Raw genomic sequence first — 18,787 nt, forward strand, 5'->3', positions numbered from 1 at the left:
TTTTTATTCATTCGTAGTTGGAGGAAAATCCGCAGTAGAGAATACTTATTTCTTAGTTAATATAAAATAGCTAAATAACACCGCTACGGAAAAATACTGCGCTTTCCGGGGGCGGCTGATGAGCCTCCTCATGCTATGCACTGGACCCATAAAATTGGACAGTCTATTTTATACAGTTAACTCAAAGGCTTTTCGATATGCCACGGGGCTTTTTCGATTTAACCTTGATTTAATTCGCAAATGATTATAGTAATAAATGTACGCTTCTAATTCCTTTTTAAAGTGCTCAATGCTTTCAAATTCCTCTAAAAACAGGAATTCATATTTCAGTATCCCAAAAAAGTTCTCTATAACGGCATTATCAAAACAATTGCCTTTTCGGGACATACTCTGTGTGATCTTGTTTTGTTCAAGTATTTCTCGATACTGGGGCATACGATAATGCCAGCCTTGGTCAGAATGAATCAAGAGGTTGTCATTTTCCTTTTTATGTTCCAGCGCTTGGTTCAGCATCTTTTCTACTAAATCAAATGTCGGTCTCGATTGAAGCGTGAACGTAAGGATTTCCCCATTAAACAGGTCCAATACGGGAGAAAAATAAAACTTTTCCCCAAATAACCTGAACTCTGTTACGTCTGTAACCCATTTTTGGTTGGGGGTTTCAGCCCTAAATTTACGGTCAAGAACGTTAGGTGCTGCTTTACCATACGCTCCTTTATAGGACTTATATTTTTTCATTCTGACCACACATTTAATTCCTAACTCCTGCATAATTCGAAGTACTTTTTTAGCGTTAATAATATGTCCCTTTTCTTGCAGGACATCGGTAATACGACGATATCCAAGACGCCCCTTGTGCTTGTGAAAGATAAAGTTAATTCTGCGCTTCCACTTGCGGTCGGGATCGGGCTCTTGCATTCGTTTTACCTGGTAATAATACGTGCTTCTTTTTATACCAGCTACTTTAACCAGTTTGGCTACGGGGAATTCATGCCTTAGTTCAAACACTACTTGTGCTTTGAGTTTATTGGTGAGTTCTTTTCCTGAACTAAGGCTCTTAGCTTTTTTAAATAAGCATTCTCCATTCGAAGGTACTCCAGCTCATTTTCTAAAGCTTCCTTTGATTGATTTTCAGCTTCTTTGGAAGAACTTTTCTTTTGATTCGATCCCATAATAGAAGGCCCCTTTCGCGATTCAAGGGCATCTTCTCCAGCTTCCTCCCACTTTTTTCTCCACCTGCGCACCATAGAAGGATCAGGTATATGGAAAATGGCGGATGCCTCTCGAATGGAGTAATTTTTTTCGTTAATGAATTTAATTACTTCTAGTTTAAAGGCTGCTGGATAGTTTGTATAGGTGAAATTAAACGCATTCTCCCCATGATGCCGGTATAACAACTCCCAATAGCGGATAACAGATTCATCCACCTCATAATATTTTGCCAGCTCACGGTAACTGAACTTTCCACTCGCATATTCTTTAACTACTTGTAGTTTAATAGCTTCGGTAAACTTGGACATTTCCAGGCTCCTCCTCGTGTTGGATATGGTGTCCAACTTTTGGGGTGCAGCCCAGCTATGCATTCCGGGGTCTCACCGATGCCTCATCTCCCCCAGGAGTCTCCGTATTTTTCCTTCGCTAAAGTCTATTTTCCAAGCTATTAAAGGTTTTAGATACTTCTTCAATTATTAAGTATCTTTAATCACTCAATAGCACATACCAATTGATTGGAATGAAGGATGGCAATCTAAGAACGCCACGTCCTGTTGCAACGATTGCATGACCAACGTCCTGTTGGCCCACGACTCCTGCCGGAATAGCATGAGCCTGAAAACCCTGCACGGAGCGTAGCGGAGGAAGCGGCTGAAGCCATGCCGGCGGAAAGCGTTCATCTGTAATGGAAATCAATGGCGATAGATGACCATCAAAACGTATTAAAATATATTTTAGTAGTGTACCTTTTAGAAACAGTAATTTACAATACTTACAGTTACGTCGCAATATATCCATTTTCCGAATCAATGAATAACCCTCACATATATATCAGCATCGCTTCTTCAAATGGTATGATTAGTCATCATTCTTATCTATCATATGGTAGTTTGTAAGAAAAGGGCGGTCAGCAAAATAAGCTGGTGGTTTTGTTTGTCCTTGATGTGTCTGCTTAAATTCCTTTGAATTTTTCCAGTTCTCAAAGTCTTGCTCTGAGCGCCATTGGGTAAACACAACATAGGTACGCCCTTTTTTCGGTTTTAATAAGCGGAAAGCTTGAAATCCAGGCATCATTTCAACTTCATTTTGGCGTTGTTTAAACCGATCCTCAAACACTGGTTGTCCTTCTTCTGTTACAGGGATGTTATTCATTACCACATACCCTTCATCCTGGATATTTCCTTTTTGAATTAAAATCTCATATTCTCTACCTGCTGAAAAAATATTCTTTTCCGCTTCATAATATGCGAGGCCGCCTGTGTTACTTGTCATGAAGTACAGATGAATATTCGGGTGCTTCTTCTCCAACTTCTCTAAAAAGTCTACTGTGCCATTTGTCATAAATGCCTTCATTCGAATTCCCCTTTCTGTAGTATCTATACAGTATATTACCCTTACAGTGAAATAAATAGTCCAACTTTACATTTTATAATTAATATTAAAAGATAATAAGTATTATCGGTTTCGCTAGGAGGAATTTTGTCGTATAATGTAAGTGGTGCGTACATAGGGGTGAATGGATGAAAGAAAAAGATCATGAGAAAAGGCGCTTTAGGATACCAAAGAAAATACGGGTTATCTTCTATAGTATAACAACAATTATTATTTTAGGTCTACTTGGCTATGCCGCCATTTTAATTGGTGGAAAATTAGTAGCCGATGAAGCTGATATGGTACTTGATGCAACAACAGTAATTGAAACAAAAGATGGTGAGAGACTAAGTAGTATATATAAGGAAGACCGTATCCCTGTCACAATTGAAAAAATACCTGAACATGTACAGCAGGCGTTTGTTGCAATTGAAGACAGAAGGTTTTATGAACATTCAGGTGTTGACTTTAGATCGATTATGAGAGCGATAATCAAAGATATTATAGCAATGGATAAAGTGGAAGGTGCTAGCACCATAACCCAGCAACTGGCTAAAAATCTATTCCTGCATAATGATAAAACCTGGATGCGAAAAACAAAAGAAGTAATGGCTGCTGTCTACTTGGAACGTAACCTGACAAAGGATGAAATATTGGAATTATATATGAATGAAATTTACTTTGGTCGTGGGGTTTATGGAATAGAGAGAGCTTCTAATTACTTTTTCTCCAAGAAGGCAAGTGACTTAACTGTTTCGGAAGCTGCCTTACTTGCTGGGCTAGCAAAAGGGCCCAATGGGTATTCACCAATTGACCATCCAGAGAAAGCGCTAGAGAGACGTAATGTCGTGTTAAAGTCAATGGAGGCCAATGGAGCGATCAATGCAGAGGAAAGATTAAAAGAGTCTAATAAATCTTTGGGTCTTGAGTTGGAGAAGGATAATAGTAAGCCATGGGTGGATAGTTATGTAGACCTTGTAATTAAAGAAGCTGCAGAAATGCATGATATGTCCATAGAGGAGTTAAAGCGAGGGGGCTATCGAATTGTAGTCAACATGAACGACACAATTCAGCAAATTGCCTATAATCATTTCAAAAACGACAATTATTTCCCGGGTAATACGAAGGGAACCCAGGGAGCATTCGTTATCATGGAACAGAGTGCTGGGAGAACTGTAGCGGCAATAGGGGGTAGAGAATATCAACTTGGAAATCTGAATCGTACCACTGTTTCCAGGCAACCTGGCTCGACAATAAAGCCCATCGCGGTTTATGGGCCTGCTATGATGAAAAAAGAAGCATATACACCTTATACACTTATTCCTGATATGAAATATGATTATGATAATAATTATAGTGTGGAAAATGCGGACCATCAATACGAGGGTGCTGTTTCCATTTATGATGCAATTAGGTATTCCAAGAATTCTTCTGCGGTTTGGCTGCTTGACCAGATTGGAGTACCTTATGCAAAAAAGTCCTTGGAAAAACAAGGGATTATGATTGAAGATGATGGTTTAGCAATCGCTTTAGGTGGTTTATCTAAAGGAATTACTCCAATTCAGGTTATGGAGAGCTACAGTTCTTTTGCTGGAATGGGAAAAATGAAAAAATCCCATACGATTGAACGTATATATGACCAGGAAAATAAATTAGCTTTTGAAGCAGAAACTAATTCAAAGCAAGTATATGATGCGCAGGTTGCGTGGAATATGACAGAGATTTTGCAGGAAACAGTAAAATCCGGAACAGCAACAGCTGGTGAATATACAAAAGCATTAGCAGGTAAAACAGGGACGACCCAGCACCCGTTTGTAGAAGGTAAAGTAAAGGATGCTTGGTTTGCCGGGTACACTCCAAAATATGTAATGACAACCTGGATGGGTTATGATCAATCGGATAAGGAGCATTATTTAAATGGAGGTAGTGAATATCCAACGAAATTAACAAAGGCAATTTTGTCTGAGTTGGATAAGCACGAAGAACTCGAAGAACATTTTTCAAAGCCAGAGAAAGTAACAGCTTTACCCAAACCAGTTACTCTGCCGCAAATAGAAAATTTACAGGCAAGCTATCGTTTTGGCAGCTTTTCGTTCGTGGAAGGAGAATTATCCTGGAAGGGCTCTTCAGATGACCGGGTAATATACCGTGTATATAGAGAAAAAGAAGGTATTGATGAAAGAATAGGCGAGACCGAAGGAACAACAAGTTATACAATAAAGAATGCGTTATTTGGTGGGAATCGCTATTATGTAGTTCCTTTTGATCCGCTCACAAAAAGGGAAGGAGAAAGGTCGAATACAGTAAAATTAGAATGGTAACAAGAACCACTTACCGTTCGTTAACTCACTATTACGTTGTAGTTGCTTTATTGAAAAAAGGATACTGGAACATGTATATGGATGGTTAGCCACGGATTTGCACTCTGACAGGTACACAAATATCTTAAATTAAGACAAATTCATGACAATCAAGGTGCTTTGCTATACAGACAGATTATTAATGGATATAGTTGATTATGGGTTAGTACAAGTACGTAAAAAGGAATGGTACAGATGGCAAAAAAGATAAATGATACGATTATTAGAGCTTATAAAGGTGAAAAAACAGATTATACTCCTGCATGGTTTATGCGACAGGCTGGAAGGTCACAGCCAGAGTATCGTGAGTTAAAGAAAAAATATTCTCTATTTGAGATTACACATCAACCGGAGTTATGCGCCTATGTTACACGTCTTCCTGTTGAGCAATATGGAGTAGATGCAGCAATTTTATACAAAGATATTATGTCTCCTCTTCCTGCTTTAGGGGTAGAGGTGGAGATTAAATCGGGGATTGGACCAGTTATCAATAATCCGATAACGAATATGCAAGATGTGGAGCGTCTTGGCTCAATCAATCCTAAAGCAGATGTTCCTTACGTTTTGGAAACGATCCGGATCCTTACTGAAGAACAACTTGAGGTTCCTTTGATTGGTTTTAGTGGAGCTCCTTTTACATTAGCAAGCTATATGATTGAAGGTGGTCCTTCTAAAAACTATAGTAAAACAAAGGCGTTTATGTACCGCGATTCAGCTGCATGGTTTGCATTAATGGATAAACTTGCCGATATGGTAATTACTTATGTTGAAGCACAAATTGAAGCAGGCGCTAAAGCGATCCAAATTTTCGACTCATGGGTCGGCACGTTGAATGCGGCAGATTACCGTATATTCATTAAACCCGTTATGACTAGGATCTTTTCCGAGCTAAGACAATATGATGTCCCACTAATCATATTTGGAGTAGGGGCACGACATTTGCTTATGGAATGGAATGATCTGCCTGTGGATGTGATCGGGTTGGATTGGCGTACGTCTATGAAAGAAGCGAGAGATATGGGGGTCACAAAGGTGCTGCAAGGTAACCTGGATCCAACCTTACTACTAACAGAATGGGAAACCATAGAAAAACGAACCAAAGCCATTCTGGATGAAGGAAAGGAACAAGGCAACCATGTATTTAATTTAGGCCATGGGGTAACGCCTGACATTAAACCGGAAACATTGAAGAAGCTAACAGAGTTGATTCATAGTTATTCACATAATTAAGCTAATGCAATAATTTTTAAAAGAGGTGCGGAAAATGGAAAAGAAAAAGCTAGGCCTATTGGTAATGGCTTACGGAACACCCTATAAAGAAGAAGATATTGAAAGATATTACACACATATTCGTCGTGGAAGAAAACCATCAGAAGAAGCGTTAGAAGACTTGAAAAGCAGATATGAAGCAATTGGCGGGATTTCTCCACTAGCGAAAATTACAGAGCAGCAGGCCGCTGCACTTGAAGAGGCTTTAAATGGAGAGCAGGATCAATATGAATTTAAAGCATATATTGGGTTAAAACATATTGAACCATTTATAGAAGATGCAGTTGAAGAAATGGCTAAGGACGGTATTAAAGAAGCTGTGTCCATAGTATTGGCACCACATTTTTCTACCTTTAGCGTAAAATCCTATAATAAACGAGCAAATGATGAAGCGGAAAAACATGGCATTAATATTAAATCAATCGAATGCTGGTACGATGAGCCTGGTTTTATTGATTATTGGTCACAACAAATCAATAAAGAATATGAGAAGATGTCAGCAGAAGAGCGTGAAAAGGCTGTATTGATCGTTTCCGCTCACAGTTTACCGGAAAAAATCCTGCAAAATGGTGATCCATATCCTAAACAGCTAGAAGAAACCGCAAGACTTATTGCTGAACAGACTGGTATAAAACAAGTTGAGATAGGTTGGCAAAGTGAAGGAAATACTCCTGATCCATGGTTAGGTCCGGATGTCCAAGATTTAACACGAGACCTTTTTGAACAAAAAGGTTACACTTCCTTTGTTTATGCCCCAGTAGGATTTATTGCTGATCACTTGGAAGTATTATATGACAATGATTATGAATGTAAAGTGGTTTGTGATGAAATAGGTGCGAACTATTACCGTCCGGAAATGCCGAATGTTCACCCATCATTTATTCATACACTAGCTCAGGTTGTTTTAAAAAGTGTAAAGAGTGAAATAGAATGAGCAATATAAAAACAATCGTAATCGTGGGCGGTGGAATCACAGGTCTCTCAGCAGCTTATTATTTACAAAAAGAAATAAAAGAAAAAAATCTCCCATATAAGCTGAAACTGGTTGAAGCCAGTGATCGACTTGGCGGTAAAATAAAAACAACCCAAAAAAACGGTTTTACAATTGAACGGGGCCCGGATTCATTTCTTTCAAGAAAGCAACCTGCGGTGAAACTTGCGGAGGAATTGGGTCTAACTGATGAGTTGGTTAGAAATGGAACTGGCCAATCCTATATTTTGGTAGGAAAGAAACTCCATAAAATGCCTTCAGGTGCCTTTATGGGCATTCCTACACAGGTGAAACCATTCCTGTTTTCCGGAATGTTTTCAGTGCAAGGGAAGCTTCGTGCAGGAATGGATTTAGTCTTGCCTACAGGTAAAAAGATAAGTGATCAATCACTTGGCGGCTTTTTTCGTCATCGGTTCGGAGATGAACTTGTCGAGAATCTAATTGAACCGTTGTTATCAGGTATCTATGCGGGTGACATCGATAAAATGAGTCTCATGGCAACATTCCCTAATTTTTACGAAACCCAGCAAAAGCATCGCAGTTTAATTAAGGGACTTCAGAAGACAATGCCAAAGCCTAAAAAGTCTACTGGTAAAAAGCCCGGAATGTTCTTCTCTTTCAAGAATGGACTTGAGACCTTTGTTAAAGCTATTGAACAAAAGTTAGACCAAGATGTGGTTTCTTTAAATACAGCTGTGGATCATATTGAGAAAAAAGAGCATGGCTATCACTTACTTTTAAGCAATGGAGAGGCTGTTAAAGCTGATGCAGTTATTATGGCTTCACCCCATTATACGTTGCCTAAAGTATTCAGCCAATATGATTTGTTTAATGATTTTAATCAAATGCCATCAACTTCTGTAGCAAATGTTGCATTGGCTTTTGACCAATCAGCGATCAAAAAAGATATTGACGGAACAGGTTTCGTCGTATCTCGAAACAGTGATTACCGAATTACTGCGTGTACGTGGACACATAAGAAATGGCCGATGACTACACCTGAGGGTAAAGCTTTGGTGCGTTGCTATGTGGGCAAACCGGGAGATCAGGAGGTTGTCGATCTTTCGGATGAGGAGATTACCGAGATTGTTCTAAAAGATTTAAACAAGACGATGAATATTACTGCAAAGCCTGAATTCAGTGTCATTAGCAGATGGAAAAATGCCATGCCGCAATATACGGTTGGGCATAAAGAAAGAGTAGCAAAAGTACGTAATGAAATGCATCATCTTTTGCCAGGTGTTTTTCTTGCAGGTAGTTCATTTGAAGGTATTGGAGTGCCCGACTGTATTGATCAAGGTGAAAATGCAGTAGCTGAGGCTCTTGCGTTTTTGAAGGAATAAAGGAGCAGTCCCGTAGAATGAAGTAAAAAAACCGGTAATAGACGAAAGCTGTCTAAACCGGTTTTTTTACGTTTACTTGGAAAACATCTGGTTTTTTGTTACACGTTAACCACTTTAATTCTGCGCTAACTCCAATTCATCAATTAATGAAGCGACATAATTTACAGCTTGATTAATGGCATCAGGCTTGGACATGTCTACACCAGCCTGTTTAATGAGATGGAGAGGCTTTTTTGTGCCCCCAGCTTTTAACACATCCAGCCAGCGGTCAACAGCTGGTTTTCCTTCTGACTTTATTTGCTGTGCTATAGCAGTTGAGACAGTTAACCCTGCAGAGTATGTGTATGGATAAAGTCCCATATAGTAATGTGGCTGACGCATCCATGTCAAGCCAGCACCTTCGTCAAACTCGACAGCATTCCCCCAGAAATTTTTCAGTGTTAGGATTTTTTGCTCTGAAAGAACGTTAGCTGTTAAAGGGGTACCTTCTTCAGCCAATTGGTATACCTTTCGTTGAAATTCTCCTTCCAAAAGATGGGTAACAAAGTTGTGATAATAGGTTCCTAGAAGTTGTGTTATTATCCAGCTTCTCATACGCGAATCTTTTGTTTTGGAAAGCAAGTGCTCTGCCAATAGCAATTCATTTAATGTAGAGGGCGCTTCTACAAAATAGGTTGAAGGACGTGTGTTGATAAATGCTTGGTTTTTACCAGCAAGATAGAAATGCCCGGCATGTCCTAGTTCATGTGCAAGGATAAAAGCACCTCTCATCATATCCGTCCAGGTAACTAAAATATAAGGATGAACACCGTACGGACTAGAGCAGAAAGCTCCACTCGCTTTACCGTTATTATTAGCGCGGTCTACCCACCGATTAGTTAAAGCATCCTCCATAATCTTACTATATTCTGGTCCCATTATCTGCAAAGCTTCTAAAATAGTTTCTTTTGCTTCTTCGTAGTTTGTTTCAGGATTAAAAGCAGGATCTAATGGGGCTTTTAAATCATAATAATGTAATTTGTCCAGTCCTAATTTTTCCTTTTTTAGCTTGGCATATCGTTGCATATGAGGTGCAAGCTTGTCTTGTATTACATCTAGCTGTTGATGATACATTTCTTTTGTTACTTGCTGCGAGTGTAATAGCATATCTGTGACAGAATCATAGGAACGTAGGCGAGACATCGTCACCTGTTTTGAAACCTCAGTAGCATATGTAGCTGCATATGTGTTTTTATACTGTTCCAAGGTATGAATAAAAGATTGGTACGCTTTGCGACGGACGGATGGATCTGCTGATAATTCATATTTGTCCTCATACAAAGCAGCTGACATAGGTAATTCACTACCATCCTCCAAGGTGATTGGAGGGAAATGCATGTCTGCAGATTTGCTGCGTTGGTATATCATATAAGGAGCATCATGTACTTCCCCTAGAGCAGCCAACGTTTCTTCTACTTCTGGTGAGAGAATATGTTTTTTCTTCTCTAATATATCCTCAAGCATTTTTTTATATGGCAGTAGTGCAGGTAACTCACGTAAATAATTTTCTACTGTAGTTGGTTCCAGCTCTAATAATTCGGACTGAACGAAGGAAATCTTGGTACTGATAGCAGAAAGTGCCGCGGATACTTTTGCACTATCCCGTTGGTTTGATGGGTCTGTTCCATCAGCACTTGCTTTTAAATTGGCATATGTTGCTACAAGTACAAGTCTATTTTGGTATTTTTCAAAGTCAGTAATACAGCTAAGCAAAGTCGAAGCACTTTCGCTAACTTTTCCTTTATATTGTGTAACAGAGGTGATCTCTTTTTGTATTGCATCTAACTCTTTTTCCCAGGCAGCATGGTTAATAAATAAATCAGTTAAATCCCATGTTTCATCCATAGTCACTTCAGAACGATCTAAACTTTTTACTCCTGTTTTCATAAGAAAACTCCTTCCACAAATTTATTTCGCCACTCTAATTAAGTATAATACAAAATATGGCAGAAGGATATGACTTTTCAAAATAATACTAATAATGCTTGCGAATATTGTATTGTATTAAAGATGGAAACAAGCGTATTGCAAAGGCTGGGGTGAGCCATAATATCCTACAACTTTACTGCATAGTTGGAGGAAACTGCGACGTAACTTTATTGATGAAAAGCTCAGTAAAATATTTGAGGAGAAGTGCCCCATTGATTTCCGTTTCAGGCGGACGCTTTCCGCCGGCATGGCCTCAGCCGCTTCCTCCGCTACGCTACGTCCAGGGTCTTCGCCTCATGCTATTCCGGCAGGAGTCGCCGCCCTCCACTCCAATCAATTCGTAACTGCTTTAAACTATAAATAACTAGTTATTATCTAACCACTTTACCAGTGAAGGAAAAACACGAAGACTCCTCGGAAAGAAAAAAACATCTTTCCTTCGTGCGATGCACAATTCGCTGAAGTTTTCCTTGTCCTGTGGGAAAAGCAACAGGGCTTTTTGATGGGGCGAGTAATCGCAAAAGGTCTTCGGTGGGACGAGGTAACGCAGTCCCAGCCCCAGCTGAAGATCCTACAGGACCAGAAAAGCTTCTATGAGAAACATCGCACGCAGAAAAAGTGGGTTTCTTTTTCAAGGAAGTGGTTTTCTTCCGAGGAAGCTGAAGCGTTGCCCCATAGCCGTCAAGTTAAGCAGAATATTTTAAAACCCAAAAAGTTATTCGTTATTCTGACATTATAAATGGAATAATTTGGAGGGATTACGTATGGCTAAGCAATATTATTTTGACTCGTTTGTAAAAAGTGTGCTCGATATTTTATCTATTTCTGAACTTCGCAATATTGCTCGAGAATCAGGTTTTGTACAACGATTGAAGAAGATAATGCCGGAAGATTTCTTAAGTATATGTGCCTTCTTACATGAAAAAGTTGGTACGGAGGGGTTAGGACAGCTATGTGCTTCCCTTTCTCGTGAATCAGAAATATCCATATCAAAACAAGCCTTACATCAACGATTAGATGAGAAAGGAGTAGCCTTTTTAAAGCAGGTTTTTATGCAGTTAGTGGAGAAACAACAAATGTTGTCGTTACCTTCTCCATCCGATTATCCTTTTTCTCGGATCCGCATCTTAGATGGCACCTCCTTTCAAGTAAAGAAGAAAACCCCGAGTTATTATGATGGAGTGAAAATCCAATTAGAGTATGAAGTGTATCAAGGGAAATTTTTGCATACGTTGTTCTATGGTCCAAGAGACAGTGATCACGATGCGGCTGAAGAATTGGCAGATACAATAGAAGAAGGGGATCTTATCTTGCGTGACCTCGGCTATTTCTCAGGAGATCACTTTAAAAAAATAGATCGAGCAGGAGCCTATTATATTACTCGCGTTCCTGCCAATATGACCTATTGGACTTTGGATGACAAGCAACGACGAATCCAAATAAAGCCCGAAGAGGATGCCATGCATCTAGCTCCAGGAGAGATACAGGATTATGGGTTCATTCAATTAGGTGTTAAGGGAAAAAATACATTCCATGCCCGTGTAGTCGTACAACGGTTAACCGAGGAGCAACAAAAACAAAGAGATACCTATTTAAAAGAAAGAAGACGGAAAGGGGGGCATACCCAATCCGCCAACAAGAAGAATCATATCCAAATTCTTGCCACCAATATAACACAAGAAGAAATGGATGAGCAAACCTTGTATCCTATCTATTCCTTGCGTTGGCAAGTGGAGATTCTCTTTAAGACATGGAAATCGTTATTTGAAATTAATGATGTGCAGGAAATGAATACCGCCCGCTTTTACTGTCATTTATATGGGACTTTAATTCATATTCTTCTTTCTTCGATGATTGCTTTTCAGTGCCGTTACTGCCTTTACGAAAGGTATCAACTAGAAGGGAGTGAGTACAAATGTATCAACCATGCGAGAAACGCAATAATAGAGACGAGGGGGTATTCACTCTATCACCTTTCTTCTTTGAAAGCGCTCATCGATAATATTTACCAGAACATATACCGGCATGGAAGGAAAGATCACCGTTGTCGGCATAAAAGTCCTTTTGATGTCTTAAACATTGCGTATAAAGTACATTTCCGTGCCGCGTAGTAAAAGTGTAAAAACGAAAACAAATGGCCATAAAAGAATATGGATTAAACTGGAAAAATATGTTTGTATTTTCATTGCACCATACAACTTTTTTCTTAGCTTGACGGCTATGAGCGTTGCCCACGGAAAGCGAAGTGTATTTTCCGAAACGGTCATTTACACACAACTAAGTTACGTCGCAGTTTATCCATTTTGCGAATTATTGTTTGGAGCTAAGTTGTAAAGGTGTATAAAGACAAAAAAATAACAGCTATGGTTATAGCTGTCAGTTGGAAAGATTGTGTTGTATTACAGTAGGCGGAAATCAGATTGCTTCATTTGTTATATAGTTATCTTGCTGGATGATCACATTCGTCACATAAATTCCCATAACAGTCTGCTTTTTCATGCATATCATGACCGCATTGGCTACACTTCTTTTTAGGTAGGTTTCTAAAGAATTCAAGAACATTTAACATGTGGATCCTCCTCGTATTTGAATTAATTTCATTGTAATATAACAGTATGTTAAAAGTCAACCCTGTGTTACAACATATTTTAAAATTTCTTTTTATTAGATATAATGAATCTACAATTAGAAGGAAAGGTTGGGATAATTATGAAGGTAACTGTTATTGGATGTTGGGGTGGTTATCCTGCTCCAGATGGTGCTACATCCGCATATCTGTTAGAAAAAGACGGGTTTACCCTTCTTATAGATGCAGGAAGTGGCTCTTTGTCAAAATTACAAAAATACATATCACCAAATGAGCTAAATGCTGTAATCCTGTCTCATTACCATCATGATCATGTTGCAGATATTGGTGTACTACAATATGCAAGGCTTGTATCTTATTATATAACAGGGAAACAAAATGTATTACCTATTTATGGGCATGCAGAAGATCAAGAAAAATTTGTGAGTTTAACCCATGAATATACGAAAGGGGTAGAATACAATCCAGAGAAGCAATTAGAGATAGGGCCATTTCTTATTACTTTTTTAAAAACGAAACACCCTGTACCATGTTATGGAATGCGAATAACAGATGGCAAATCAACGGTTGTTTATACTGCTGATACCTCATATACAGATAGGTGGGTTCCATTTGCACGTAATGCCGACCTATTAATTGCTGATTGTAACTTTTATGCAGATCAGGACGGTTCAAATGCAGGACATATGACTAGTGAGGAGTGTGGTACGATTGCAGAGCAAGCGAAAGTAAAGCAACTGCTGTTGAGCCATTTACCACAATATAGAGAGCGTACTCAGTTAGTTACGGAAGCAAAACACTATTATCAAGGCTCTGTGAATCTGGCGGCAGAGGGGGTTATCTGGCAAAGTAAATAGCATTAGTTTTGCTTAAGAAGAACGATTCCATTAAACTAGAAAGAGGAATGGAAACTAAGGGAGGAAGACTTATGAAATTCATTGATAATAAAGGGATTACAGATCCAAGTATTAATTTAGCATTAGAAGAATATGTCTTACAAAATTTCGGAGAAAACGATACATATTTACTTTTTTATGTGAATCAACCTTCCATTATTATTGGCCGTAATCAGAATACGATTGAAGAAATAAATACGGATTATGTGGACAAGCATGATATTAAGGTTGTTCGCAGGCTGTCAGGTGGCGGAGCAGTATATCATGATGAAGGAAATTTGAATTTCAGTTTTATCACAAAAGACGATGGTAACAGCTTCCAAAACTTTGCTAAATTTACTCAACCAGTGGTGGAGGCACTTAATAAGCTGGGTGTTCCTGCAGAGTTAAAGGGTCGGAACGATCTTATTGTAAATGGGCGGAAGATTTCCGGTAATGCGATGTTTTCCACAAAAGGCCGTATGTTTAGCCACGGAACATTAATGCTAGATTCTGAAATTGAAAACGTAGTTTCTGCATTAAAAGTTAAGAAAGAAAAAATTCAATCTAAGGGAATAAAATCTATACGCAGTAGAGTTGCAAATATTTCCGAATTTCTTGATGAGAAGGTTTCCATGGAAGACTTTAAAGAAATTATATTGCGTTACATCTTTGAAGTAGAGGACGTTAATGAGGTACCACGTTATGAACTAACTGAAAAAGACTGGGAAAACGTAAAGCAGATTTCTAAAGAACGTTATCAAAACTGGGATTGGAATTATGGAAAGTCCCCTACTTTTAACATACAAGAATCTCATAAATTTGATGCTGGCCTAGTTGATGTTCGCTTAGATGTTAAAAAAGGCATCATTGAGAATTGTAAGATTTTTGGAGATTTCTTTGGTGTTGGAGAGGTTAGCGTAATTGAGGAGAGACTTTCCGGTGTGCGCCACAATCGCCAAGCAATTGAAGAAGCATTAGCAGATGTTGATGTGCCTCACTATCTAGGCAGAATATCTAAAGAAGACTTCATTAACCTTATCTATTAATTAAGAGAAGCGTATAAATCTGGAGATTTGTACGCTTTTCTTATATTTACATTTTTTCTTTTTGGGAATTAAATTGTTCTACTTTTTATTGCGGATAAATCTTTCCTTGTGATAAATAAAAAAGATCAAAGCAACGCACTCTCTACAACATTTTTGACAATAAATGTTACCGCTTCCACTTGAAAAATGACTACTTCTATTTTATACTTTAAATTGTATTAAAATTCATAAGGTTTAAAGTATGGCAATAAAATGAATGATTATTCATTCATAATATAAGGGGGTTTCATGGTGAATTTAAGTAAACAATTATCCATTACAGCAGAGAACAATCCACACAAGGTAGCATTTATTTTTGAAAGTCAAAAGACAAGTTATATGGAATTGGAGGGGGCGGTCCGGAAATTTGCTTCTCAATTGGAGCAGCTTGGTTATAAGAAGGGTGACCATATTGCCCTTGTGGTGGGAAACAGTCCTTACTTTGTAATCGGATTGTATGGGGCTCTGAGAATGGGGCTTACAGTGATTCCAATTAATCCATTATATACACCATACGAATTGACCTATATTCTTAAAAATGGAGACATTAAAGCAGTTATCACGATGGATGTCCTACTTGAAAAATTTACAGCTATTGCTGATCAATTACCTAAAGTAAGTCATTACATATCTTGTGAAACAGGTGAAAAAATCAACTTACAGGAACATCCTTTATCAACTAAATTGCAATCGTTTACAAACTTGCTCCATAGTTGTGATGCCGAATATATTGGTCCGGAGTTGGATGAAGATGATATTGCGATTATTTTATATACGTCCGGTACCACTGGGACGCCTAAGGGTGCGATGCTTACACATAAGAATCTGTATTCAAATGCAAGAGATGTAGCTGACTATTTAACAATAAGCGGAAAGGATCGGGTTGTTGCAGCATTGCCGATGTTCCATGTGTTTTGTTTAACTGTATCGTTGAACGCTCCTTTAATGAACGGCGGAACAATTTTAGTTCTGCCAAAATTTTCACCACAGGATGTTTTCAGGGTTACAAAAGAGCATGAGGCAACCATTTTTGCTGGTGTGCCGACAATGTATAACTACTTATTGCAAACTGCCAAAGGACATGTAGAAGACTTTTCAGGTATTCGCCTGTGTATTTCAGGAGGCGCTTCAATGCCTGTTGCCTTGCTGAAGGAATTTGAAAAAACGTTTCATGTCCAAATTTCTGAAGGATATGGCCTTTCCGAGGCGTCTCCAGTTACTTGCTTTAATCCATTGGACCGTCCTCGAAAACCAGGCTCTATTGGTACTACCATAGTGAATGTGGAAAATAAGGTTGTTGATGAGTTCGGTGAGGAAGTGCCTGTAGGAGAAGTAGGAGAATTAGTTGTCCGTGGCCCCAATGTAATGAAAGGATATTACAAAATGCCCGAAGAAACAGCAGTCACATTAAAAGACGATTGGTTATATACAGGGGATATGGCCAGAATGGATGACGAGGGCTATTTCTACATTGTAGATAGAAAGAAGGATCTTATTCTTGTTGGGGGTTATAATGTTTATCCAAGGGAAGTAGAGGAAGTTCTATATTCTCATCCGGATATATCTGAAGTAGCGGTAATCGGTGCTCCGGATCCAGAGACTGGTGAGTCTGTTAGAAGCTTTGTTGTAACGGATAACGCTGCGTTAACGGAAAGAGACTTAGTAGCATATTGCTCAGAACAATTGGCAAAGTATAAAGTTCCAACTAAAATTGAATTTTTGGAAGAGCTTCCGAAAAACACGACTGGTAAAATACTTAGAAAAAGTTTACGGGAAAAAGTATCTAAATAAATTGTGGAGGAGGCGGCTTCCTCTCAACTATTAAAAATGAGTTGGGAGGGAGTTTTTTATAAATTATTATAAAATTTAGTTATTTTAGTATCTTTTTTTCTTATGTTTTGGTAAATTAGTATGGAAGCCGCTTTCTTTTCGTTTTGGACGAAAGGATGAACATTATGTTAAACGATTTATATACCCCATTACCTGAAATCACCCCAATGACATTAGCGCTGATTGCTTCGCGGGATAGAAAAGAAAACCGTACTACTCAGGTGGTTGAGGAAGACACGGAATATCTTGTACAAGCCCATACAAGTAGACTTATAGACCAATCTTGCAAGTACTTTGGAAGCAGCCTTAAAGGCCGCCAGGAAGGGACTCGGGAAATTTGTGGAATTACCTACAAGGCCCCAATCACAATTAACCCCTCGAGTGGGATGTATTTCTTTCCAACTAATTCCCCCTCAAACTCAAATTGTTGCTGGATTGCTCATTCCCATATCGATCAAGTAAACCAAGCCCAAACTTCCGGTACAGAAATTATCTTCAAAAACGGTAAAAAGATCTTTATTACTACCTCCTATGGAATTGTCCTTAATCAGATTCAAAGGACTGCTCAATACCGTTACTTACTTGATAAGCGGCTGCAGTTTTTGCAGAAACATCATGCAGATCGTGTTGCTGAATCGCCTTTTTCATAAGCTCCTGTAAAATAACCTCGACTTTTTTTCGAATAGCAGGATTAAAATAGTTTCGTTTTTCTTCCTTTCCTCTGCAAACAAATAAAAATGATGAAAAGGAATCATTTTTAGTAAGTGTGAAAACTTTTAATTGTTTCTTCTGCATTATTTTTTTCAGTTCCTTCCGTTCATTAATACCAGCTGTTTCCATTTTCTCCAACGGATGAAGGTACAGTTCTTTAATTTTAAAAGGGCCTTTTTTAAAAAGCTGAATATCCTGTTGAATAACTACGAGGGCCATTGATAGAAAAAGGAAGCGGGAACTAATTTGCAACTCTTCATCATTAAGATAACGCATAAACACTCCTCCAATTACAGAACGTTTGTTCCTATACTTTTAGTATATGTCATAAATCACATAAAATACAATATAAATTTCTGGAAATGAAAAGAAAGTGGCGATAGATTTTACTTTTCAGAAAGCAGGGTTTACATTAAACTAAAACTAGTTAGACTAGGAGTAAATAAGGGAATTAAACATGTAATAGATTTTACATACAGAGGGGATTCAGGCACATGTACTTAATGGATATCCAGCTATCTAATTGGCGAATGATGTTGGAGAACGACCAATTAGATGAATATATCATGCAGCTCTTAAATAATTATGAAAATCTGGGGCCTATCCCAGGTATTTTATTACCTTTTATCGAAGCATTTCTTCCCTTTTTGCCTTTAGTAGTCTTTGTTTTTGCAAATGCAGCAGCCTACGGATTGCTTGAGGGCTTTCTTCTTTCCTGGGCAGGATCAAGTCTTGGGGCTATTCTTGTCTTTTTTATCATACGCCGTCTTGGAGATAAGAAGGTATTTAGATCAATACGAAAGAACAGACAGGTACAAAAGGTCACTGCATGGCTTGAAAGGCATGGGTTTGGTCCACTGTTTTTATTAATGTGTTTTCCTTTTTCTCCCTCCGCCGTGATCAATGTGGTAGCAGGACTCTCAAAAATAAGCATGCAGCAGTTTATTCTCGCTGTAATATTAGGAAAGTCGGTAATGATATTTTCTTTGGCTTATATTGGGTCAAGTATTTTGGAATTTGCAAAAAATCCAATGAAAACCATAATTGTTGGAATAGGTATTGTATTGTTCTGGGGAATAGGTAAGTTAATCGAAAAACATTTAGAGAAGAAAGCCCAATTGAAAGGGAGAAACGGTTAAACTTCATTAAACCAGGGTATTATAATGATAGATAATAACTCTG

Annotated in this window: 16 protein-coding genes; 10 read left to right on the plus strand and 6 right to left on the minus strand. The window is 38.4% G+C overall.

Annotated features, from left to right (window positions below):
• Window positions 1-168: 168 nt before the first annotated feature.
• From BME96_RS19340 to BME96_RS04435, 3 genes are all read right to left on the minus strand, one after another.
• Window positions 169-1,520 (minus strand): IS3 family transposase gene (locus BME96_RS19340; RefSeq protein ID WP_156035944.1). Its coding sequence is split into 2 segments (ribosomal slippage): window positions 169-1,055 and window positions 1,055-1,520, totalling 1,353 coding nucleotides; the frame shifts between segments, so codons are not numbered across the junction.
• A gap of 178 nt (window positions 1,521-1,698) precedes the next feature.
• A complete protein-coding gene (locus tag BME96_RS04430) occupies window positions 1,699-2,022 on the minus strand; it encodes a hypothetical protein (protein WP_071648414.1) in 324 nt (107 codons plus the stop codon).
• Window positions 2,023-2,070: 48 nt separating this feature from the next.
• Window positions 2,071-2,565, minus strand: a complete 495-nt coding sequence (locus BME96_RS04435; RefSeq protein WP_040954607.1) for an antibiotic biosynthesis monooxygenase family protein — start codon at window positions 2,563-2,565, stop codon at window positions 2,071-2,073.
• Between the two features lie 167 nt (window positions 2,566-2,732).
• Here BME96_RS04435 and BME96_RS04440 point away from each other — a divergent pair, with 167 nt between their 5' ends.
• The 4 genes from BME96_RS04440 (at window position 2,733) to hemY (ending at window position 8,546) form a co-directional block, all read left to right on the plus strand.
• Window positions 2,733-4,904: a transglycosylase domain-containing protein gene (locus tag BME96_RS04440; RefSeq protein WP_071648415.1), complete on the plus strand. Its 2,172-nt coding sequence runs from the start codon at window positions 2,733-2,735 to the stop codon at window positions 4,902-4,904.
• A 234-nt stretch (window positions 4,905-5,138) separates the two neighbouring features.
• Window positions 5,139-6,173, plus strand: coding sequence for a uroporphyrinogen decarboxylase (gene hemE / locus BME96_RS04445; RefSeq protein ID WP_060680530.1), 1,035 nt, complete (start codon window positions 5,139-5,141; stop codon window positions 6,171-6,173).
• A gap of 34 nt (window positions 6,174-6,207) precedes the next feature.
• Window positions 6,208-7,146: a ferrochelatase gene (gene hemH / locus BME96_RS04450; RefSeq protein WP_071648416.1), complete on the plus strand. Its 939-nt coding sequence runs from the start codon at window positions 6,208-6,210 to the stop codon at window positions 7,144-7,146.
• Window positions 7,143-8,546: a protoporphyrinogen oxidase gene (hemY, locus tag BME96_RS04455; protein ID WP_071648417.1), complete on the plus strand. Its 1,404-nt coding sequence runs from the start codon at window positions 7,143-7,145 to the stop codon at window positions 8,544-8,546. The genes hemH and hemY overlap by 4 nt, the downstream gene beginning before the upstream one ends.
• Window positions 8,547-8,660: 114 nt before the next feature.
• On the opposite strand, the gene pepF is transcribed toward hemY, so the two are convergent.
• A complete protein-coding gene (pepF, locus tag BME96_RS04460; protein WP_071648418.1) occupies window positions 8,661-10,472 on the minus strand; it encodes an oligoendopeptidase F in 1,812 nt (603 codons plus the stop codon).
• Window positions 10,473-11,278: 806 nt separating this feature from the next.
• On the opposite strand from pepF, the gene BME96_RS04470 reads away from it, so the two are divergent.
• A complete protein-coding gene (locus BME96_RS04470) occupies window positions 11,279-12,625 on the plus strand; it encodes an IS4 family transposase (protein WP_071647988.1) in 1,347 nt (448 codons plus the stop codon).
• A 329-nt stretch (window positions 12,626-12,954) separates the two neighbouring features.
• Here BME96_RS04470 and yhfH read toward each other — a convergent pair whose 3' ends face one another.
• Window positions 12,955-13,083, minus strand: a complete 129-nt coding sequence (gene yhfH, locus BME96_RS04475; protein WP_071648420.1) for a protein YhfH — start codon at window positions 13,081-13,083, stop codon at window positions 12,955-12,957.
• A 140-nt stretch (window positions 13,084-13,223) separates the two neighbouring features.
• Between yhfH and BME96_RS04480 the strand changes: the two genes are divergently transcribed.
• The 4 genes from BME96_RS04480 (at window position 13,224) to BME96_RS04495 (ending at window position 17,544) form a co-directional block, all read left to right on the plus strand.
• Window positions 13,224-13,958: an MBL fold metallo-hydrolase gene (locus BME96_RS04480; protein ID WP_071648421.1), complete on the plus strand. Its 735-nt coding sequence runs from the start codon at window positions 13,224-13,226 to the stop codon at window positions 13,956-13,958.
• A 71-nt stretch (window positions 13,959-14,029) separates the two neighbouring features.
• Window positions 14,030-15,025: a lipoate--protein ligase gene (locus BME96_RS04485; RefSeq protein WP_019376196.1), complete on the plus strand. Its 996-nt coding sequence runs from the start codon at window positions 14,030-14,032 to the stop codon at window positions 15,023-15,025.
• A gap of 291 nt (window positions 15,026-15,316) precedes the next feature.
• Window positions 15,317-16,855: a fatty acid--CoA ligase family protein gene (locus tag BME96_RS04490; protein ID WP_071648422.1), complete on the plus strand. Its 1,539-nt coding sequence runs from the start codon at window positions 15,317-15,319 to the stop codon at window positions 16,853-16,855.
• A 206-nt stretch (window positions 16,856-17,061) separates the two neighbouring features.
• Window positions 17,062-17,544 (plus strand): competence protein ComK, encoded by a 483-nt coding sequence (locus BME96_RS04495; protein ID WP_231478707.1) that lies wholly within the window; start codon window positions 17,062-17,064, stop codon window positions 17,542-17,544.
• Here the strand turns inward: BME96_RS04495 and BME96_RS04500 are convergent.
• On the minus strand, window positions 17,438-17,881 hold the full coding sequence (locus tag BME96_RS04500) for a YhjD family protein (protein ID WP_019376198.1): 444 nt from the start codon (window positions 17,879-17,881) through the stop codon (window positions 17,438-17,440). The two genes, BME96_RS04495 and BME96_RS04500, sit on opposite strands and share 107 nt — an antisense overlap.
• A 218-nt stretch (window positions 17,882-18,099) precedes the next feature.
• Between BME96_RS04500 and BME96_RS04505 the strand changes: the two genes are divergently transcribed.
• Window positions 18,100-18,744, plus strand: coding sequence for a TVP38/TMEM64 family protein (locus BME96_RS04505; protein WP_071648424.1), 645 nt, complete (start codon window positions 18,100-18,102; stop codon window positions 18,742-18,744).
• The last annotated feature ends 43 nt before the right edge of the window (window positions 18,745-18,787 follow it).

Origin of the sequence: Virgibacillus halodenitrificans (genome assembly GCF_001878675.1) — a bacterium.
Lineage (GTDB): Bacteria > Bacillota > Bacilli > Bacillales > Amphibacillaceae > Virgibacillus_Q > Virgibacillus_Q halodenitrificans.

Coding starts and splice junctions, on each gene's coding strand:
- BME96_RS04485 (WP_019376196.1), top strand. CDS start 14,030: ATGAAATTCATTGATAATAAAGGGATTACAGATCCAAGTATTAATTTA.
- BME96_RS04500 (WP_019376198.1), bottom strand. CDS start 17,881: ATGCGTTATCTTAATGATGAAGAGTTGCAAATTAGTTCCCGCTTCCTT.
- yhfH (WP_071648420.1), bottom strand. CDS start 13,083: ATGTTAAATGTTCTTGAATTCTTTAGAAACCTACCTAAAAAGAAGTGT.
- hemH (WP_071648416.1), top strand. CDS start 6,208: ATGGAAAAGAAAAAGCTAGGCCTATTGGTAATGGCTTACGGAACACCC.
- BME96_RS04470 (WP_071647988.1), top strand. CDS start 11,279: ATGGCTAAGCAATATTATTTTGACTCGTTTGTAAAAAGTGTGCTCGAT.
- hemE (WP_060680530.1), top strand. CDS start 5,139: ATGGCAAAAAAGATAAATGATACGATTATTAGAGCTTATAAAGGTGAA.
- BME96_RS04435 (WP_040954607.1), bottom strand. CDS start 2,565: ATGAAGGCATTTATGACAAATGGCACAGTAGACTTTTTAGAGAAGTTG.
- hemY (WP_071648417.1), top strand. CDS start 7,143: ATGAGCAATATAAAAACAATCGTAATCGTGGGCGGTGGAATCACAGGT.
- BME96_RS04505 (WP_071648424.1), top strand. CDS start 18,100: ATGTACTTAATGGATATCCAGCTATCTAATTGGCGAATGATGTTGGAG.
- pepF (WP_071648418.1), bottom strand. CDS start 10,472: ATGAAAACAGGAGTAAAAAGTTTAGATCGTTCTGAAGTGACTATGGAT.
- BME96_RS04480 (WP_071648421.1), top strand. CDS start 13,224: ATGAAGGTAACTGTTATTGGATGTTGGGGTGGTTATCCTGCTCCAGAT.
- BME96_RS04440 (WP_071648415.1), top strand. CDS start 2,733: ATGAAAGAAAAAGATCATGAGAAAAGGCGCTTTAGGATACCAAAGAAA.
- BME96_RS04495 (WP_231478707.1), top strand. CDS start 17,062: ATGACATTAGCGCTGATTGCTTCGCGGGATAGAAAAGAAAACCGTACT.